This window comes from Massilia forsythiae (assembly GCF_012849555.1).
Lineage (GTDB): Bacteria > Pseudomonadota > Gammaproteobacteria > Burkholderiales > Burkholderiaceae_D > Telluria > Telluria forsythiae.
In genome coordinates, this window is record NZ_CP051685.1 from 2,906,480 (window position 1) to 2,924,366 (window position 17,887).

A 17,887-nucleotide genomic window follows, 5' to 3' on the forward strand; every position below is an offset into this window, starting at 1 on the left:
GCAAATTCCTCAGCGCACGCGTCCGGCCGGCGCTTCGGCCAGCGCCGCCGGCGCCGGCGCGGCGGCCACGTTGCGTACCAGGTCGCCATCGTTGAGGAAGCCGGCGCCGCTGATGACGACCAGGTCGGCCGGCGCCAGCCCGCCCAGCACCTCGACCCGTTCGCCCACGCGGCGTCCGGTCGTCACCTTGACCTGGCTGACGCGGCTGTCGCGGTTCAGGCGGAACACGTAGGGAAAGCCGTCGCGCACTGCCACCGCCTGCTGCGGCACGGTCAGCGCCGCCGACTCGCCCAGCTCGAACTGGCCGCTGGCGAACATGCCGGCCTTGAGCGGTGCATCGGCTTTCAAGGACGGTAGCAGGTCGACGTAGACCAGCGCCACGCGGCTCTGCTGGTCGACCGTCGGCGCCACCATGCGCACCTTGCCCTCGACGATGGTGCCGCCGGCGGTCTTGACAGCGACCTTGGCCTTCGGTTTGATGCGCGCCAGCTCGGCGGCGGTGACTTCGGCGCGCCATTCCAGGCGGCCCTGGCGGATCATGCGGAACAGTTCCGTGCCGACCCCGGCCACGGCGCCGACGGTGGCGGTGCGCGCCGAGACGATGCCGCTGTCCGGCGCCAGCACCTGCGTGTATTTCAGGCGCAGGCGCTGCTGGGTGACGCTGGCGCGCGCGGAAGCCACGCGCGCCTGGGCGGTGCGCTCGGCCGTCATGTACTGGGTGATCTGCTGCTGGCTCAGGGCGCCCGAGCTTTGCAGGGCGCGCGCGCGTTCGGCGTCGGCCGCCGCCGCGGTGGCGTTGGCCTCGGCTTCCTGCAGCGCGGCCTGGGCTTGCGCCAGGTCGGCTTCCACGGTGGCGGCGTCGAACGCGGCCAGCAGTTGCCCCTTCTTGACGATGTCGCCGACGTTGACCAGCACGTACTTCAGGCGCAGGCCGTTCGATTCGCTGCCGATCACGGCTTCCTGCCAAGCGGCGACGTTGCCGTTGGCGGCCAGGCGCAGCGGCAGGCGCGCGCTTTCCGGACGCGCCGTGGTGACGCTCAGGGCCGGCCTGGCCGGCCCGGCCTTCTGCTCGGCGGCGCCGGCCAGGCCGGCGCACGCTGCCAGCAGCAGCGGCAAGGCGAGTCGCAGGACGGGACAGTAAAGGGATGAAATCATGGGCAGTGGGAAATGGTATTCCGGAAGAGTGCGGCAGCGCGGACCGGGACGCCGGCGGCGTGTGAGGCGGACACGGCAGGAGCGGTGACATGGACGGCCAACCGGTTCATGATAGCTGACGTGCGCTGGTGGTTAACCGCCATAGTGTAACAAACCGCAGCGTACCGCAAAGCAACATTGAGCGGGACAGCCGCATTCCGTTGCTATGTGGCAACCAAGCCACGTTGTTACAACTCCTTACCGATTTCACGCGAGGGCCGTATGCAAACGCGGCGCTTGGGCGTTAAATGTCGGGAATCCTCCACAATGGAGCGCAACCATGCATCGACGTATCCCGTTCTTTCTGCAGGCCGGCCTGCGTGTCGCCCTGGTGCTGCCGGCGGCACTGGCGGCGGCGCCCGCGTCGTCCACCGCGTCGTCCACCGCTGCGCCGGTGTCCGAGGCTGCGGCCAGCAAGGCGCCCGCGCCCTCGAACGCGCCGCTGACGCAAGAGCAGCAGGCAGTGCACGTGCTGAACCGTCTGGCGTTCGGCCCGCGCCCCGGCGACGTCGAGCGCGTCGAGCGCATGGGCGTGGCGCGCTGGATCGACGAGCAGCTGCATCCGGAAGCGATCCCGCTGCCGCCGGCGCTGACGGCGCGCCTGGAGGCGCTCGACAGCGTCAACCGCGGCGCCGGCGCGGCGCTGGGCGAATTCCTGGAACTGCGCAAGGAAGCCCGCAACGAAGGATCGGAGGCCAAGGAACAGCGCCGCCGCCGCCAGGCGCAGGCGACGCGCCAGGAAGCCGAGGCCCGGCTGCTGCGCGCCATCGACAGCCCGCGCCAGCTGGAAGAAGTCATGGTCGACTTCTGGTACAACCATTTCAATGTCTTCGCCGGCAAGGACATCGACCGCGCATTGGTCGCCAGCTACGAGCGCGACGCCATCCGCCCGTACGCGCTGGGTTCCTTCCGCAACCTGCTGGGCGCCACCGCCACCCATCCGGCGATGCTGGTCTACCTCGACAACGCGCAATCGTCGGCGCGCGGGGTCAACGAAAACTATGCGCGCGAGCTGATGGAACTGCACACGCTCGGCGTGGACGGGGGCTATTCGCAGCAGGACGTGACCGAGCTGGCGCGCATGCTGACCGGCTGGACCTTCGAGCGCAAGCGCCTGGTCGAGCGCGGCGAGACCTTCCGCTTCGACGCCAGGCGCCACGACGCCGGCAGCAAGACCTGGCTGGGGCAGCAGATCGCCCCGGACGGTCAGCGCGAAGGCGAACACGCGCTCGACGTGCTGGCCATGCACCCAACCACCGCGCGCCACGTCAGCCGCCAGCTGGCGCAGTACTTCGTCAGCGACGATCCGCCGCAGGCGCTGGTCGAGCGCATGGCGCGCACCTGGCGCGAGACCGGCGGCGACATCCGATCGGTGCTGCGCACGCTGTTTTCCAGCGCCGAGTTCATGGCGGCGGGCAACGCCGGCGCCAAGTTCAAGACGCCGTACCAGTTCGTGGTGTCCGCGGTGCGCGCCGGCGCGGTGCCGGTGCGTAACGTGGAACCGCTGCTGGGCGCCCTCAACGGCCTGGGCATGCCGCTGTACGGCTGCCAGACGCCGGACGGCTACAAGAACACGCAGGAAGCGTGGCTGAATCCGGATGCGCTGGCGCGCCGCATCGGCTTCGCCGCGGCGCTGGCGAACGGCAAACTGGGGCTGGACAAGGCGCCCGCCGCAGCGACGCTTGTAACGCTTGTGCCGCCGGCTGCGACGAACGCGGCGCGCGCCATGGCGCCTACTGCGGCCAACCCAGGCGGCGGCGATGCCGCGGACATGGCGGCCTCCATGGCGCCCGCGCCGAAGCCGGCCGCGGCCCCGGCCGCGCCCATCGCCCTCGATCCGGCGCAACTGCAGGCCACGCTGGCGGAGGCGATCTCGCCGCACACGCTGGATATCGCCGGCCGATCTCCGGCCAACCTGCGCGCCGCCATGCTGCTCGGCAGCCCGGATTTCATGCAGCGCTGACCAGGCACCCATCGACACCACCATCACAGCAAAGGAAACGATCATGCGACGCAGGGATTTCCTGAATACGCTCAGCGCTTCGTTCGTCGCCAATCTTGGCGCCGGCCTGGTGCTGCCGCTCGGCGCCAACGCCTGGGCCGCCACCGCGCCCTCCATCGACGCCGGCGCCAACGCCTTTGCCGCCGCCGGCCCCGCGGCGGCGCGCAAGAAACTGGTGGTGGTCATGCTGCGCGGCGCGGTGGACGGCCTGAACGTGGTGGCGCCGGTCGGCGACGCCAACTACCTGCGCCTGCGCCCCACCATCGGCCTGGCCGCGCCCGGCATGGAGGGCGGCGCGCTCGACCTGGACGGCTACTTCGGCCTGCACCCGGCGCTGGCCGGCCTGCAGCCGCTGTGGCGAGAAAAGAAGCTGGCCTTCGTGCACGCCAGCGGCTCGCCGGACGCCACGCGCTCCCACTTCGACGCCCAGGATTACCTGGAATCCGGCACCCCCGGCCGCAAGAACACGGCGGACGGCTGGATGAACCGGCTGGTGGCGGCATTGCCGGGCACGCCGGCGCCGACCCGGCTGCTGGGCATCGGCCCGGTGCTGCCGCGCATCCTGTCCGGCAGCGTGGCCGCGGTCAACCTGCCCAACGGCGCCGCCGCCACGCGCGCGGATGCACTCGACCGTCCGGCGCTGGGCGCCGCCTTCGACCAGCTGTATGCGGACCACCCGCGCTTCGGCCGCGCCTACCGCGAAGGGAGACAAGCGCACCGGGACGTGATGGCCGCTGCCCAGAGCCGCGAGATGCAGGCGGCCGACCGCGGCGCGCCGCTGCCCAACGGCTTTCCGGACGACGCCGCGCGCCTGGCCACGCTGATGCGCAACGACCCGCGCATCCAGCTCGCCTTCGTGGCGCTGGGCGGCTGGGACACGCACGCCGGGCAGGGCGCCGCCGGCGGCCAGCTGGCGAATCGCCTGGCGCCCCTCGGACAGGGCCTGGCGGTGCTGGCCGAGCGCCTGGGGCCGCTGTTCGACGACACGGTGGTGCTGGTGGTGTCCGAATTCGGCCGCACCGCGCGCGAGAACGGCAACGGCGGCACCGACCACGGGCACGGCAACGTGATGTGGGTGCTGGGCGGGAAGGTCGACGGCGGCAAGGTGTACGGCGACTGGGCCGGCATCGGCGACGACGCGCTGCACGAAGGCCGTGACTTGCCGGTGACCACCGATTTCCGCTCGGTGCTGGCGCAGGTGGCGGAACGGCATCTGCGACTGGCCGATCCGAAACTGGTCCAGGTGTTTCCCGCAATGCCGCAAAGAATGGCCTCGTTCCGCCTGTTCAATACTTGAGTTCGCTCTAGGCGCGCACGATTGGATACCGTAGTTTTACTGTATTGCGGTGCACAAAACTGTGGTCTATATTGAAACCGTCTCCTCCAGTTTTTCTCCGAAAAACCTGGATTCAGCCCGCGCCGCAAGGTGGCGGGCTTTTTTTTGCTCAAGGCGCGTTCAAGCGCCGGTCGTCTCCACCCCATCGCCCTGGAACCCCTCGGCGCGCCAGGTCAGCACCAGCGTATCGCGGTGCCCCTGCCCACCGAGCGGCTGGATCGGCGTCGACTCGTGGATCACGGCGGCGTCGTCCAGCAGCAGCAGCGTCCACGGTTCCAGCATGGTGAAGCGCTGTCCCCTGGGACCGTCGGCCTCGAACACGCGCGTCTCGCCGCCCTTGATGTGCGCGCGCCCCACCAGGATCACGGCGACGAAATCGACGCCGTCGCGGTGCGCGCCTTCCGGGGTCGGGCGGCCGATGCCGTCCAGGGTGTCGATGCGGAACTGGTGGGCTTCCACGTACCAGGTGCGTACGCCGCGCACCTGCGAGCAGACGCCGCCGAGCGCGCCCAGCAGTTTGCCCCAGGCCGGCTGTTCGATGGTGGCGGGTTCGATCGGCACGAACAGGCGGTGCATGCCGCCGTGCAGCGCGTTGTATTCGACCGGCTGCCAGTGCGCGCGGTGCGGGCTCTGCACCAGCGTACCGCCGCCGCCGGCAGCGTTGCCGGCGTCGCCAGCGTCGCCAGAGTCGATGAAGCAGGAATGGCGGCGGCGGCGGTAGCGGCCGCCGTCCTTCAGGTACTGGTCGAGTTCGAGCCGGTCCCAGCTCGGCGCCAGCGCCTGCAGGTCGTCGAGGGAACAGCCGGCCAGGGCCGCCACGTCGGCCGGGCGCAGCAGCGCGTAGCCGTCGCCGCGCAGGGCGTCGACGACGCGGGATGGATCGGTATAAGGGGTATGTGTACTGGTCATCCCGCTAGCGTACACCATTTGCTTTCACCAATTCTGAATCAGGGTCACTCGGAAGGAGCGCGATTCGATCGGGTGGAAATGGATATCGTCTCGCGCCGTCGCTTCGCCGTGCAACTGCGACGCATAGTAATAATCGATCGCCGACGCCTTGCGGTTGGCCAGGTTGAAGCCCTCCAGTTCCACCCGCAGGTCCTTGTTGACACGGTAGCCGATGCGCCCGTTGAGCGTGGTGCTGGAATGCGAGCGCACGCTGTTGTCTTCCAATAGCGGACGCGGCCCGAAGTAGCGCAGGCGCAGCGCGCCTTCCCATGGCCCCAGCTGGGTGACGGTCAAGGCCAGCTGGCCCACGCCCTCGACCGCGCCCGGAATGCGGTCCTGGCCGGCTTCCACGCCGCGCGAGCGCGCGCGCGCAAAGGCGGCGTCGAAGTCGATCGACAGCCATTTCAAGGGTTTGTAGTAGTTCGAGAACTCGATGCCGTAGCGCCGGCTCGGCGGGCCGGCCTCGGTGGTGCCTTCGTCGCCGACGTAGGTCAGCTCGGAATCGAAATCCAGCCGGTACAGCGACAGCGCGGTCTGCATCTTCGGGATCGCCTCGGTGCGCAGGCCGAGCTCCAGGCCGCGCGAGCGCACCAGGCCGGGCGCGCGCCCGACCGCTTCCAGGGTCTTCGGGTCGACCGTGGCCACGGTGCCGCGCGCATCGTTGCTGTGGAAGCCGGTGCCGTAATTGACATAGACCTCGCTGTCCTGCCATGGACCCAGCGCCAGGTTCAGCGACGGGCTGGCCAGCCAGTCGGCGGCGCTGCCGGCATTCCCGGCGCGGTCGCCCTGCACGCGGAAGCGGTACTTGTCGGCGCGCACGCCGAGCGTGCTGCGCAGCCACGGCGTCCAGCGGGTGGCATTCTCGATCCAGGCGGCGCCGCTGCTCTCGCGGATGTGGTCCTGGCGCGTGGTGTCGAGGGTGCGGCGCGCCACGGTGTGGTACAGGCCGTTGAAGATGTTGTCGTTCTGGCCCTGCAGGCCGACAGTGATGTCGGAACTCATGTCCTCGCTGCGGTGCGCGTGCCAGGTATGGACGGCGTTGAAGCCGGTCGTCACGCGCCGGTCCGGCTGGGCGAACTGGTCGCCGTTGACCGGATCGTCGAGAAAATAGGTGAAGTTCGACCACAAGTCGAGCTGGTTGCGGATCACGTAGGCATTGACCTTGGTCGCCGATTCGGCGCTCGTCTGGCGCCATACGCCGGACAGACTGTAGCGGCGCGCGTCGCCGCCGTCGGTATTGTCGACGGCGTCGAAGCGCCCGATCCGGCCGCTGTCCACCGCGCGCCCGGGCACCTGGTCGGTCGCGTTCCAGCTGCCGTGGTAGGCCATCGCCGTCACGCTCCAGCCGTTGTTGGCGTAGCCGCGGCTGTAGCGCAGCACGCCGTTGAGCTTCTTGTAGTCGTCGCCGCGCGTGAACGGGCCGTCGTTGTGCAGCGCCTCGACGGCATAGGTGAGCACGCCGTCGGCGGCATCGGTGGACGCGGCCAGCGCGGTGCGCAGGTAGCCGTTCTGGCCGGCGCTGATGGTGGCGACGTCGCGCGCCAGGCGGTTGGCGTAGGTGACGTAGGCGCTGCCGGCCGAGGCGAAGTCGCCGTCGCGCGGCGAATACGGCCCCTTGCGGTAATCCAGGCGCGCGGTCAGTTCCGGGATCAGGAAGTTCAGGTCGGTCCAGCCCTGGCCGTGCGCGTGGCTGCGCTGGTTGACCGGCATGTCGTCCACCCAGGTCGCCAGGTCGGTGCCGTGGTCGAGGTTGAAGCCGCGCAGGTAGAACTGGTTGGCCTTGCCTTCGCCGCTGTGCTGGCTGGCGATCAAGCCCGGCGTCGCCTCCAGCAGTTCGCCGGGCCGGTAGATGGTGCGCATCTCCAGTTCCTTCTGGCTGACGCTGCCGGCGTTGGCGGAATCGGCGATGCCGAGCTGGCTGGCGCGCGAGCCTTCGACCAGCACGCGCTGGATCACGGGGTCGTCGGCGAGGGCGTGGGCATGGACGAACAGCGCCGCCAGCGCGGCGGCAAGCGGAAGCGGGGTCAGGGAAGGCAAGGTCATCGGTTGACGGAAAGTTCGGTGCGGGCGGCGGAAAAGCCGAAGGTGCGCAGGCTGCCGCCCGCGGTGAGGTTGACGGTGTTGGACTGGTCGGGCAGGAAGTCGCTCAGCACGGCGTCGTGGATGGTGTCCACCTTCTCGGCCGGCGTCTGCGGCACTTCCTGGAAGACGGTGACGCTGTCGGTGTCGACCGTCAGGCCGACCCAGTTCAGGGCCAGGCGGCGGCCGGCCTTGTCCGCCAGCCAGAAACGCTGTTCGACGTACTTGCGCAGCACCGCCTGGTCGTCCGGGTCGGACAGGTCGAACTGGCGTTGATAAAGGTTCGCCAGCAGCGCCTCGACGTCGTGCGCCATGTAGGTGTGCACGACTTCGAGGCTGCCGGTATGGGCGTTGTGGCTGACGTCGGTGATGCCGGCGTGGAAGCGGTGCGCCTGCGCCGCCAGCGCGGCGCAGGCCAGCGCGGCGGCGCAGGCCCAGCGCGCACCTCGTGCCAGGGTGCGGCGCAGCGTCATTCGACCGCCTTGCCCGCTTCGACCGCCTGTTGCGCGGCCTTTACGCGGTCCTTGGCGCCGTCGTTGGCATCCTTGGTGCCGTTCTTGCCGGCGTCCTTGGTCTTCAGTTTTTCGCTGAAATCTTTCATCATGTCGTTTTGCGGTTGCTGCGTCTTGTACAGTTCCAGGCGCGACGGCGTCGCCTTGCGCGGCCAGCTGTTGTTGCCGGTGTCGGTGTCGGCGGTTTCCAGGTACGGGTCCTGGGTCAGGCCCACCATCGGCTCGTCGGTGATGATCAGCTTGGTGATCTTCTTCGGCGAATAGCGCCACACTTCGGCCGGCACGCGTTCGATGGTTTTTTTTCCGCTGGCCAGCTGGATCTCCAGCACCAGCGGCGTCACCAGGCCGCCAAGGTTGGAGAAGTCGACCAGGTACAAGTGTTTGCCTTCCTTGAGCAGCGCCTTTTCCCAATCCTCCAGGCCTTCCACCGCTTCATTGTACTGGTTGCGATCGCGGTTGGTGACGGTGAAGTCGTCGTGCTCGTTATAGAAATCCTTCAGTTCCGGGTGTGCGTCGACGCGGCGCGGCAAGGTGCCCTTGTTGCGCTGGTCGGTGAGCGACACCGGCTCGGCATCGCGCTGGGCGCGCTTCCACGCCTTTTCCACTTCCGGATCCTTCGTGCCGATGCTGTACTCGCTGATGCCGTCCACGCTGACGTCGACCGCGTCGGTGCCGTAGAACCAGCCGCGCCAGAACCAGTCGAGGTCGGTGCCGGAGGCGTCTTCCATGGTGCGGAAGAAGTCGGCCGGGGTCGGGCGCTTGAATTTCCAGCGCTGCGCATATTCCTTGAACGCGAAGTCGAACAGGTCGCGGCCGAGCACCGTCTCGCGCAGCACGTTCAGCGCGGTGGCCGGCTTGGCGTAGGCGTTGGCGCCGCGGTTGGCGATCGATTCGCCGTTGGTCATGATCGGCTGCTGGTTGCGGCTCTTCATGTAGTCGACGATGTTGCGCGCTTCGCCGCGGCGTGCCGGATAGTGTTCTTCCCAGGCCTGCTCGGCCAGGAATTGCAGGAACGAGTTCAAGCCCTCGTCCATCCAGGTCCACTGGCGCTCGTCCGAATTGACCACCATCGGGAAGTAGTTGTGGCCGACCTCGTGGATGATCACGCTGATCAGGCCGTACTTCACGTTCTTCGAATAGGTGAGGGCGCCGGTCTTCTTGTCTTTGGTCGGGCGCCCGCCGTTGAACGAGATCATCGGGTATTCCATGCCGCCGACCGGCCCGTTCACCGAGATCGCCACCGGATACGGGTAGTCGAACGAGTACTTGTTGTACTGGTCGATGGTGTGGATGATCGCCTGGGTCGAGTACTTTTCCCACAGCGGGTTGCCTTCCTTCGGGTAGTACGACATGGCCAGCACGTCGGTGCCGTTCTTCTTGAAACCCTGCGCATCCCAGATGAACTTGCGGCTCGACGCGAACGCGAAGTCGCGCACGTTCTTCGCCTTGAAGCGCCAGGTCCTGGTGGCCGTGGCGCGGCCTTTTTCGGCGGCTTCCGCTTCCGCCTGGGTGACGATGACCACCGGTTTGGTCGCCGTGCGCGCCTGCTGCAGGCGCTCGCGCTGGGCGGCGGTCAGCACCGCGCCGGCGTTCTGCAGTTCGCCGGTGGCGGCCACGACGTGGTCGGCCGGGACGGTGATGTCGACCTCGTAGTCGCCGAACTCCAGCGTGAATTCGCCGTCGCCCAGGTATTGCTTGTTCTGCCAGCCGTGGGCGTCGTAGTAGGCCGCCATGCGCGGGAAGAACTGGGCGATCTCGAACAGGTCGTTCTTGTCCTCTTTATCGAATCGTTCGAAGCCCATCCTCCGGCCCAGCACGTTCGTCTCCGGCACGTTGAAGCTCCACGCCATGTCGAACGAGAAGCGCGCACCCGGCTTCAACGGCTGCGGCAGGTCGATGCGCATCATGGTCTTGTTGACGACGACCTTCAGCGGACGCCCCGCCGTGTCGGTCACGCTGGCGATCTTGTAGCCGCCGTCGAATGTGCGGCTCTCCATCAGGAAGCGCGCCGCGTCGTACGCCAGGCCGGCCTGGCCGCCGGGCGCGCCGGTGCCGCCGGCGGGGCTGCGCCAGGCGTCGCGCGACGGGTAGCTGGCGACGCTGCGGTTGTCCGAATCGGCGCGGAACATGTTCTGGTCCAGCTGCACCCACAGGTAGGCGAGGGTGTCCGGCGAATTGTTGTGGTAGGTGACGGTTTCCGCGCCGCTCACCGCGCGCTTGTTTTCGTCCAGCGTGACGCGGATGCGATAGTCGGCACGCTGCTGCCAGTAGGCGTGGCCGGGGGCGCCGGAAGCGGTGCGGGTGTCGGTCGGCGTCGGCAGCAGTTCGTCGAGCTGGCGGAACTTGTCGTCGAAAGGGTCGGCGGCGAAGGCGGAAGCGACCAGGGACGCGCTCAGGGTGAGGGCGATGACGGGAACAGTCAGGCAGGCGGGCAGGCGTTTCATATCTCGGGTTCGATAGGTAAAACGGCAGCCGGACCTCGTGGGTGCGGCTGCCGGGTGTCGGAATTGTCAGAGGCGTAGGGTGGACGGCTGCACCTCGGCGCTTGCATCATGGCGCCGCATGCGCCGTCCACCCTACGCCGTCCACATCACGCCGGCTATTGGCGCGGTGTGGATGCGATGGTCACTCGGCCTTCTGCGCGTCCGTCGCCGCCGCCTTGTCTTCCTTGGTCTTCAACTTCTCGTTGAAATCCTTCATCAGGTCATTCTGCGGCTGCTGCGCCTTGTACAGCTCCAGGCGCGACGGCGTCGCCTTGCGCGGCCAGCTGTTGTTGCTGGTGTCGGTGTCGGCGGTTTCCCAGTACGGGTCTTGCGTCAGGCCGACCATCGGCTCGTCCGTGATGATCAGCTTGGTGATCTTCTTCGGCGAATAGCGCCACACTTCGGCCGGCACGCGCTCGATATACTTCTTGCCGCTGGCCAGCTGGATCTCGAGCACCAGCGGCGACACCAGTCCGCCCAGGTTCGAGAAGTCGACCAGGTACAAATGCTTGCCTTCCTTGAGCAGCGCCTTTTGCCAATCCTCCAGGTCTTCCACCGCCGTGTTGTAGGTGTTGCGGTCCTTGTTGGTGACGGTGAAGTCGTCGTGCTCGTTATAGAAGTCCTTCAGCTCCGGGTGCGCGTCGATGCGGCGGGGCAGGGTGCCCTTGTTGCGCTGGTCGGTGATCGACACCGGCTCGGCGTCGCGCTGGGCGCGCTTCCACGCCTTTTCCACTTCCGGGTCCTTCGTGCCGATCGAGTATTCGCTGATGCCGTCCACGCTGACGTCGACCGCGTCGGTGGTGTAGAACCAGCCGCGCCAGAACCAGTCGAGGTCGGTGCCGGAAGCGTCTTCCATGGTGCGGAAGAAGTCGGCCGGGGTCGGACGCTTGAACTTCCAGCGTTGCGCGTATTCCTTGAACGCGAAGTCGAACAGCTCGCGGCCGAGCACCGTCTCGCGCAGCACGATCAGTGCGGCGGTCGGCTTGGCATAGGCGTTGTTGCCGAACTGGAGCACCGATTCCGAGTTGGTCATGATCGGCACCTGGTTGCGGCTCTTCATGTACTCGGCGATCACGCGCGGTTCGCCGCGCGACTGCGGATAGTGCTCTTCCCAGGCCTGCTCGGCCAGGTACTGCACGAAGCTGTTCAGGCCCTCGTCCATCCAGGTCCACTGGCGCTCGTCCGAATTGACCACCATCGGGAAGTAGTTGTGGCCGACCTCGTGGATGATCACGCTGATCAGGCCGTACTTGGTGCGCTTGGAATAGGTCAGTTCGCCGGTCTTCTTGTCCTTGGTGGGACGTGGGCCGTTAAACGAGATCATCGGGTATTCCATGCCGCCCACCGGGCCGTTCACCGAGATCGCCACCGGGTACGGGTAGTCGAACGAGTACTTGTTGTACTGGTCGATGGTGTGGATGATCGACTGGGTCGAGTACTTTTCCCACAGCGGGTTGCCTTCCTTCGGGTAGTACGACATGGCCAGCACGTCGGTATTGCCCTTCTTGTAGCCCTGCGCGTCCCAGATGAACTTGCGGCTGGAGGCGAACGCGAAGTCGCGCACGTTCTTCGCCTTGAAGTGCCAGGTGCGGGTACCGGCGGCGCGCGTCTTTTCCTTGGCTTCCGCCTCGGCCTGGGTGACGATCACCACCGGCTTGGTCGCGCTGCGCGCCTGGCGCAGGCGCTCGCGCTGGGCCGCGCTCAGGACCGCGTCCGGGTTCTGCAGTTCGCCGGTGGAGGCCACCACGTGGTCGGCCGGCACGGTCAGCTGGATGTCGTAGTCGCCGAACTCCAGCGTGAACTCGCCGGCGCCCAGGAACTGCTTGTGCTGCCAGCCGTAGACATCGTAGTAGGCGGCCATGCGCGGGAACCACTGGGCGATCTCGAACAGGTCGTTCTTGTCGTCGAACTTCTCGTAGCCCGAGCGCCCGCCCAGCACCTTCGATTCGGTGATGTTGTAGTTCCACTCGATCGAGAACGCCACGCGCGCGCCGGCCTTGAGCGGCTGCGGCAGGTCGATGCGCATCATGGTACGGTTGATCACGAAGTTCAGCGGACGGCCGTTGGCGTCCTTGACGCTCTTGATGTTGAAGCCGCCCGGGAAGGTGCGTGCTTCCAGCAACGTGCGCACGGCGTCGAACTTGACGCCGTCTTCCGGACCGCGCGCCTTGGCCCAGCCGTCGCGCGACGGCACGGTGGCGGTGGTGCGGGCGTCCGAGTTCGGTTTGTAGATGTTCTGGTCGAGCTGTACCCACAGGTAGGATAGGGTGTCCGGGGAATTGTTGTGATACGTGATCGTCTCGGCACCGGTGATCGCGCGGTTGGCTTCGTCCAGCGAGGCGCGGATCTGGTAGTCGGCGCGCTGCTGCCAGTAGGCGTGGCCCGGTGCGCCGGAGGCGGTGCGGATCGTGGTCGGGGTCGGCAGCAATTCGTCGAGCTGGCGGAACTTGTCGTCGAAAGGTTCCGCTGCAATTGCTGACATGGTGAGGCATAGCGCCGCCAGGCCGATCGGCAAACGTATCATGTTTTCCCTGCGTTCTTGGTTGAAATAAAGAAAATATTCTAGTCGTACCTCCTGTATCTTTCCTTTTTTGATTTGTAACAAGACTGTTACAAATACCTGGATTGGGTTAAATGTTGCATTTCAGGTACTCATGGATTGCCATACGAAGCAGGGCAGCGGTGTGCAAATCACTCTGTATTTACTAAACTGAAACAATGTGTGAGCTTTACGTTATAGCAATAAATTTATACTATTGAACTTGCAATTAACTTGCAGATCAGTTTTCTGCGAAACCGGACGATGGATCCCTTTACATTGGTCGTGGCCACTGCCCTGGTGGGCGCCAGCATGGCGCTCGGCATGGGCTTGCTGTACCACGCCGGCGCGCGCCAGCGCTGCCTGTTCGACTGGGCGCTGGCCGGCCTGTTCTTTGCGGCGAACAACGTGCTGTCGGCGCTCATGATCGCGTTTCCGACCGAGCAGTTCCTGGTGCCCGGCGCCGGCAACGTGTTCTACGTCGCCGGCCACTTCGGCATCCTGGCGGGCCTGCGCCGCCATCTCGGCCTGCCTCCGCGCTGGGAGGCGATGGGCGTGCTGGCGCTGGCGATCCTCGGCGCCCACGTGCTGGCGCCGGTGCAGTCGTCGCTGGCGCACCGGGTGCTGCTGTTCACGCCGATTATCGCCGGCATCAATTTCAGCGCCGCCCGGCTGCTGTGGCGCCAGCCCGACCGCGAAGCACGCCGCGCCGGCATGCCGATGATCCTGCTGGAGACGTGCTTCCTGGTCCAGCAGACCGTGCGCGCGGGCTACCTGCTGGCCGGCGAAGGCGGCAGCATGACGCCGGCGGTCAGCCGCTTCCTGCAGATTTCGGGATCGCTGGCGGTGCTGGTGTTCCTGTCGGTGGCGATGCTCAGCTGCGTGATGATCGTGCACCAGCAGCAGGCGCGCGCGCTGCGGCTGGCATCGCTGACCGACATGCTGACCGGCTGCCTGAACCGGCGCGCGCTGCACGAAGCCGCCGCGCGCACCCTCGCGCGCTGCCGCCGCGACGGCGCGCCGCTCGCCTTCATCACCTTCGACATCGACCACTTCAAGTCGATCAACGACCGCCATGGCCACGCGGTCGGCGACAGCGCCATCCGCCACGTGGCCGCGCTGTCGGACGGGGTGCTGCGCGGTTGCGGCGCCCTGTTCCGCATCGGCGGCGAGGAATTCGCGGTGCCGGTGGCGGGCGCGCGCGCGCACCAGGCCGGCGCGGTCGCCGAACGCCTGCGCGCGCTGGTGGCGGCCACGCCGCTGGACGTGGGCGGCCGCCACGAGGTGCGCATGACGGTGAGCGTCGGCGTGGCCGCGCTGCTTCCCGGCGACGCCGGCTGGGAAGACATCCTGCGCCGCGCCGACGAGGCGCTGTATTACGCCAAGCAGCATGGCCGCAACCGGGTCAGCGTGCATGGCGTGGACGTGCAGGCAACGCCGCCGGCCAGCCGGCGCGCCGCCGGCGCCTAGGCTGTTACTTGGTCCACACCGCGTAGTTGGTGCCCGAGGTCTGCAGCGTCCAGCCGGCACCCGGGCTCCAGCTGTTCGGACCGATCTTCATGGCCAGCTGGCGCGTCGAGCCGGTGACGATGGCCGCGTACAGGCCCTGGGTCGCCTGCTGGATCGACACCGCCGAGGTGGAGGTCACGCCGGCCGCCTTGCGCGCCTTGATCAGCGCGGCAATCTGCGTCTTGAGGTTCCAGTCGTAGATGTGCGGGTAGAACACGGTCGGGATGCCCGGGTGGCTGAGGATGTAGGCATAGCCTTCCATCACCTTGCCGCACGGCGCCGGCCACAGGTTCTGGCCGCTGCCGCAGCTCTCGGCCGGGCCGGTGTCGTGGTTGTCGACGAAGGTCACCGACATCGCCGGCCACCAGCCGATCGCGCCCTGCGGCTTGCCGTCGGTGGCTTTCAGGCGCCAGTAGTTGCCGTTGGCCAGGGCGTCGTTGAGGATGCCCTTGGTGGCGAAGTCGAAGGCGCCGCAGCTGCTGCCGGTGGCGTTGATCCAGTTCATGGTCGCCTGGCGGTTGGCATCGATGTTGTTGATGTCGAAGTCCGGCCACAGCTCGCCCACGCAGAACTCGGCCTGGAAGGCGTTGGCGTACTGGCCCACGTAGTTGGCGCCGAAGCCCTTCACGTAGTCGAAGCGCAGGCCGGTGAAGCCGACCGGCTTGAGCGTGTAGTTGAGCCAGTTGACGATGCCGTTCTGGACTTCGCCGACATTGGTGTGCGCCAGGTCGCGCCCGCCGCTGAAGCCGTCGCCGGTATCGCCCGCACCCAGGCCGCAATTGCACTCGTCGTTGTTGACGATGGTGTAGGTGGTCCAGTTCGGGTTGGTGAAGTCGGACCAGCCGGTGGTGCCGACACGGTGGTTGACCACCACGTCGACGATCGATTTCACGCCCTGGTTTTTAAAGGCGTTGACCACGTTGGTCAGCTCGGCCGCGCTGCCGTAGCTGGAATCGAGCTTGTTCAGCTGGCGCGGCAGGTAGCCTTCGCGCGCCGCCGAATCCGAAGGCGGCGGGAACCACACGTGCGTAAAGCCCATCGCGGACAGGTCGCCGACCTTGCCCTGCAGCGTGTTGTACCAGTCGGGGCCGGCGTAGGCGGCGGAATTCCAGTGGAAGCCCTGAAGCAGGACGGCGGAACTGTTGCCGCTCTGGGCTGCCGGGGTGGCGGCGTGGGCGCTGGCGGATGCCGCCAGGATGCCTGCGGCGAGCAGGGCGAGGGATGCGGTTTTCTTCATTGTCTCCTCCGATAGGTCGGGGTTGTGGTTGTGAAGCGGCGCCGCAACCGGGACAGGACCAAGAGACGTATTTAAACTACGTGCATAGTGATTTTGCGCCATGTCTCAATTGCATTGCCTGAATCGATTCTGTTAGGATCGGATTCACATGTCAATAAAAACAAAGACGTGTATGTAGTTTTAATACGAAGAATATGGAAGGCAAAGTTCAAGCAGAGAGGCGGATTATTTTTCTTCGCTTTTATGTGGCCTCGCCGCCCTGATGCTTTCTTCGACAAGTTTCGCCGTCTCGGCGAAGGAACGCATCTGGACGCCGATCTCGTGTGCCCGAGTGTTGAGCTCGTCCTGCACGCGCTTGATGTCTTGGAGAATGGATGACGGTGTCGGACCAAGCGTGCCGTTCGCAGTTTCGCCCGCCATCGTTTCCGCTTGCATTGCCGTGTCATCGGCACCTATCTGCCTGACCGGCACGAATGCCACCTCCAGCCCGAAAAACGCGCCGATGCGGTTCAAGGTCGCAACGGTCGGATTGCCCTGCCCGAGCTCGATCGCCTTGATGACGCGTGCGCTGACGCCCCGATGGCGCGCGAAGTCTTCCTGCGTCATGCCGGAGATGGCGCGCATGTCGCGCACGCCTTCGGTAAGCGGCAACCTGGCGGCGGCTGCGGACGCCAGCAATTGATTGCGCAACTGCCTGGCCTGCACCTTGTCCATCGGTTTTCGTTTCCCCATCATGGCCTCAATGTAAGGAGTTGTATACGTTGCGCGTCGATGCTGGGCGTGACGAAGTCGACGATGTCCTCATCGATGCCGGCTTCGCGCATGGTGGCGGGCAGCGCGACCAGTTGTGCGCCGAATTCCAACAGTGCCTCGACCAGCCGTTCGTGCTGCAGCGTGGGCAGGGCCAGGTGCGCCAGCACGTCATCCCAGCGCTGCAATTCCTTGCCATTTTCGCTGTGATACCAGCGCGCCGCACGCGTGATGCCCTCGGGGTCCAGGTACATCGGCGCAAAATCGAAGAGCGGCGTGATGCTGATGGCGCCATCCAATATCTGCACAGCCGTATTGCGCGCGTGATTGTCGGGATTGCGCATCGCCAGGTTGAGGACATCGCGCTGGATGAACTCGATGGTGTCCGCGATGGGATCGTCGACCACGGCGCGGATTGCAGCGAGCAATTTGAACTGGTCGGCCTGCGCGCCGAAACCTGTCAAGCCTGCGATCGAAGCGGCGCTTTCCTGGTGGTGGCGCAAGACGCGTCCATCCCGTGCTTGCCGGTCGAAGCGTGGAATGAACAGCATGTCGCCATGCAGCGAAGGCAACTCGGCGGTGCGAAGGCCCATGCGCCGGGCAACTTGCATGTAGCCTTCCTCGTTACGCAGTACTTTACGGTCGGCCTCGCTGGCGCCACGCGGACGCTTGACGATGAAGTGCCGCCGTGCCCGGTCGTCGGGCAGGGCGGCATCGGGAAACCATTTTCCATCTTGCGCCTGGGTCAGCAGATACTTGGGAGCGACTCCCTGGACGCCGGTGCCGCCCGCAGCCAGCATGCCGTGGACCATCATGGTTTCGTGAAATTCGGGCGCCCGCGCGAGCAGTTCGTCGAAATCGAAACCACGATTCACGAGCTCGTGGCGCTCCCGGTGTGCGGCGAAATACGTCACCGCTTCACGGATGCGCAGGCGTCCGATGGGATTGAAGGCGCCGGCACACAACAAAGGCAGATCGGAAGCCTGCGCATCCGGTAGTTGCATGCGGCCGAGCAGGAACCTGCGCCCATTGCCCTGCGGGACGAGGTCGTACAGGAAAGCCGGCCACGCCTGCATGCCTTGACGGTCGGCGCTCAATGGGAACGCGAGCGATACTGGAGGCACGTCACTGAATGCATAGTTCAAATCGTATTCGAACACGCAATCGTCGGCGCGGAAACCATTACGGACCACATCGGAAAAACTGACTTGGGCAGCTTCCAGCCACTGGCCTTCGTGAAAAATCTCGATGTGGCAATCCATATGTGGCGGTGGAGAAAAGTGCATTAAAAGATCCCG

The 17,887-nt window shown here is 66.4% G+C and carries 12 protein-coding genes; 3 read left to right on the plus strand and 9 right to left on the minus strand.

The genetic code is table 11. The annotated features are described in order from the left end of the window. Positions 1–9 precede the first annotated feature (9 nt). The gene (locus HH212_RS12525; RefSeq protein WP_170202776.1) at positions 10–1,155 is read right to left on the minus strand and encodes an efflux RND transporter periplasmic adaptor subunit; all 1,146 of its coding nucleotides are present in this window, start codon (positions 1,153–1,155) and stop codon (positions 10–12) included. A gap of 319 nt (positions 1,156–1,474) precedes the next feature. Here HH212_RS12525 and HH212_RS12530 point away from each other — a divergent pair, with 319 nt between their 5' ends. Beyond that, positions 1,475–3,157 (plus strand): DUF1800 domain-containing protein, encoded by a 1,683-nt coding sequence (locus HH212_RS12530; RefSeq protein ID WP_170202777.1) that lies wholly within the window; start codon positions 1,475–1,477, stop codon positions 3,155–3,157. Positions 3,158–3,200: 43 nt separating this feature from the next. Next, on the plus strand, positions 3,201–4,493 hold the full coding sequence (locus HH212_RS12535) for a DUF1501 domain-containing protein (protein ID WP_170202778.1): 1,293 nt from the start codon (positions 3,201–3,203) through the stop codon (positions 4,491–4,493). Positions 4,494–4,652: 159 nt separating this feature from the next. Here the strand turns inward: HH212_RS12535 and HH212_RS12540 are convergent, their stop codons facing one another. The 5 genes from HH212_RS12540 to HH212_RS12560 all read right to left on the minus strand — a co-directional run bounded on the left by HH212_RS12540 (position 4,653) and on the right by HH212_RS12560 (position 13,036). Further along, complete coding sequence (locus HH212_RS12540) at positions 4,653–5,441, minus strand: 2OG-Fe dioxygenase family protein (protein ID WP_170202779.1); 789 nt, start codon at positions 5,439–5,441, stop codon at positions 4,653–4,655. Positions 5,442–5,465: 24 nt separating this feature from the next. Beyond that, a complete protein-coding gene (locus tag HH212_RS12545; protein ID WP_170202780.1) occupies positions 5,466–7,523 on the minus strand; it encodes a TonB-dependent receptor in 2,058 nt (685 codons plus the stop codon). Then, positions 7,520–8,032, minus strand: a complete 513-nt coding sequence (locus tag HH212_RS12550; protein WP_170202781.1) for a DUF6702 family protein — start codon at positions 8,030–8,032, stop codon at positions 7,520–7,522. The genes HH212_RS12545 and HH212_RS12550 overlap by 4 nt, the downstream gene beginning before the upstream one ends. After that, positions 8,029–10,515: a M1 family metallopeptidase gene (locus HH212_RS12555; protein WP_170202782.1), complete on the minus strand. Its 2,487-nt coding sequence runs from the start codon at positions 10,513–10,515 to the stop codon at positions 8,029–8,031. Before HH212_RS12555 ends, HH212_RS12550 begins: the two co-directional genes overlap by 4 nt. A 181-nt stretch (positions 10,516–10,696) precedes the next feature. After that, positions 10,697–13,036, minus strand: a complete 2,340-nt coding sequence (locus HH212_RS12560) for a M1 family metallopeptidase (protein ID WP_229217695.1) — start codon at positions 13,034–13,036, stop codon at positions 10,697–10,699. A gap of 342 nt (positions 13,037–13,378) precedes the next feature. Between HH212_RS12560 and HH212_RS12565 the strand changes: the two genes are divergently transcribed. Beyond that, complete coding sequence (locus tag HH212_RS12565) at positions 13,379–14,563, plus strand: GGDEF domain-containing protein (RefSeq protein ID WP_170202784.1); 1,185 nt, start codon at positions 13,379–13,381, stop codon at positions 14,561–14,563. 4 nt (positions 14,564–14,567) lie between these two features. Here HH212_RS12565 and HH212_RS12570 read toward each other — a convergent pair whose 3' ends face one another. The 3 genes from HH212_RS12570 to HH212_RS12580 all read right to left on the minus strand — a co-directional run bounded on the left by HH212_RS12570 (position 14,568) and on the right by HH212_RS12580 (position 17,875). Beyond that, entirely contained in the window at positions 14,568–15,839 is a 1,272-nt protein-coding gene (locus HH212_RS12570) for a glucan 1,4-alpha-maltotetraohydrolase domain-containing protein (protein WP_170202785.1), read from the minus strand. Positions 15,840–16,064: 225 nt separating this feature from the next. After that, positions 16,065–16,553, minus strand: coding sequence for a helix-turn-helix transcriptional regulator (locus tag HH212_RS12575; protein ID WP_170202786.1), 489 nt, complete (start codon positions 16,551–16,553; stop codon positions 16,065–16,067). Between the two features lie 17 nt (positions 16,554–16,570). Beyond that, the gene (locus HH212_RS12580) at positions 16,571–17,875 is read right to left on the minus strand and encodes a type II toxin-antitoxin system HipA family toxin (protein WP_229217696.1); all 1,305 of its coding nucleotides are present in this window, start codon (positions 17,873–17,875) and stop codon (positions 16,571–16,573) included. Positions 17,876–17,887 lie beyond the last annotated feature (12 nt).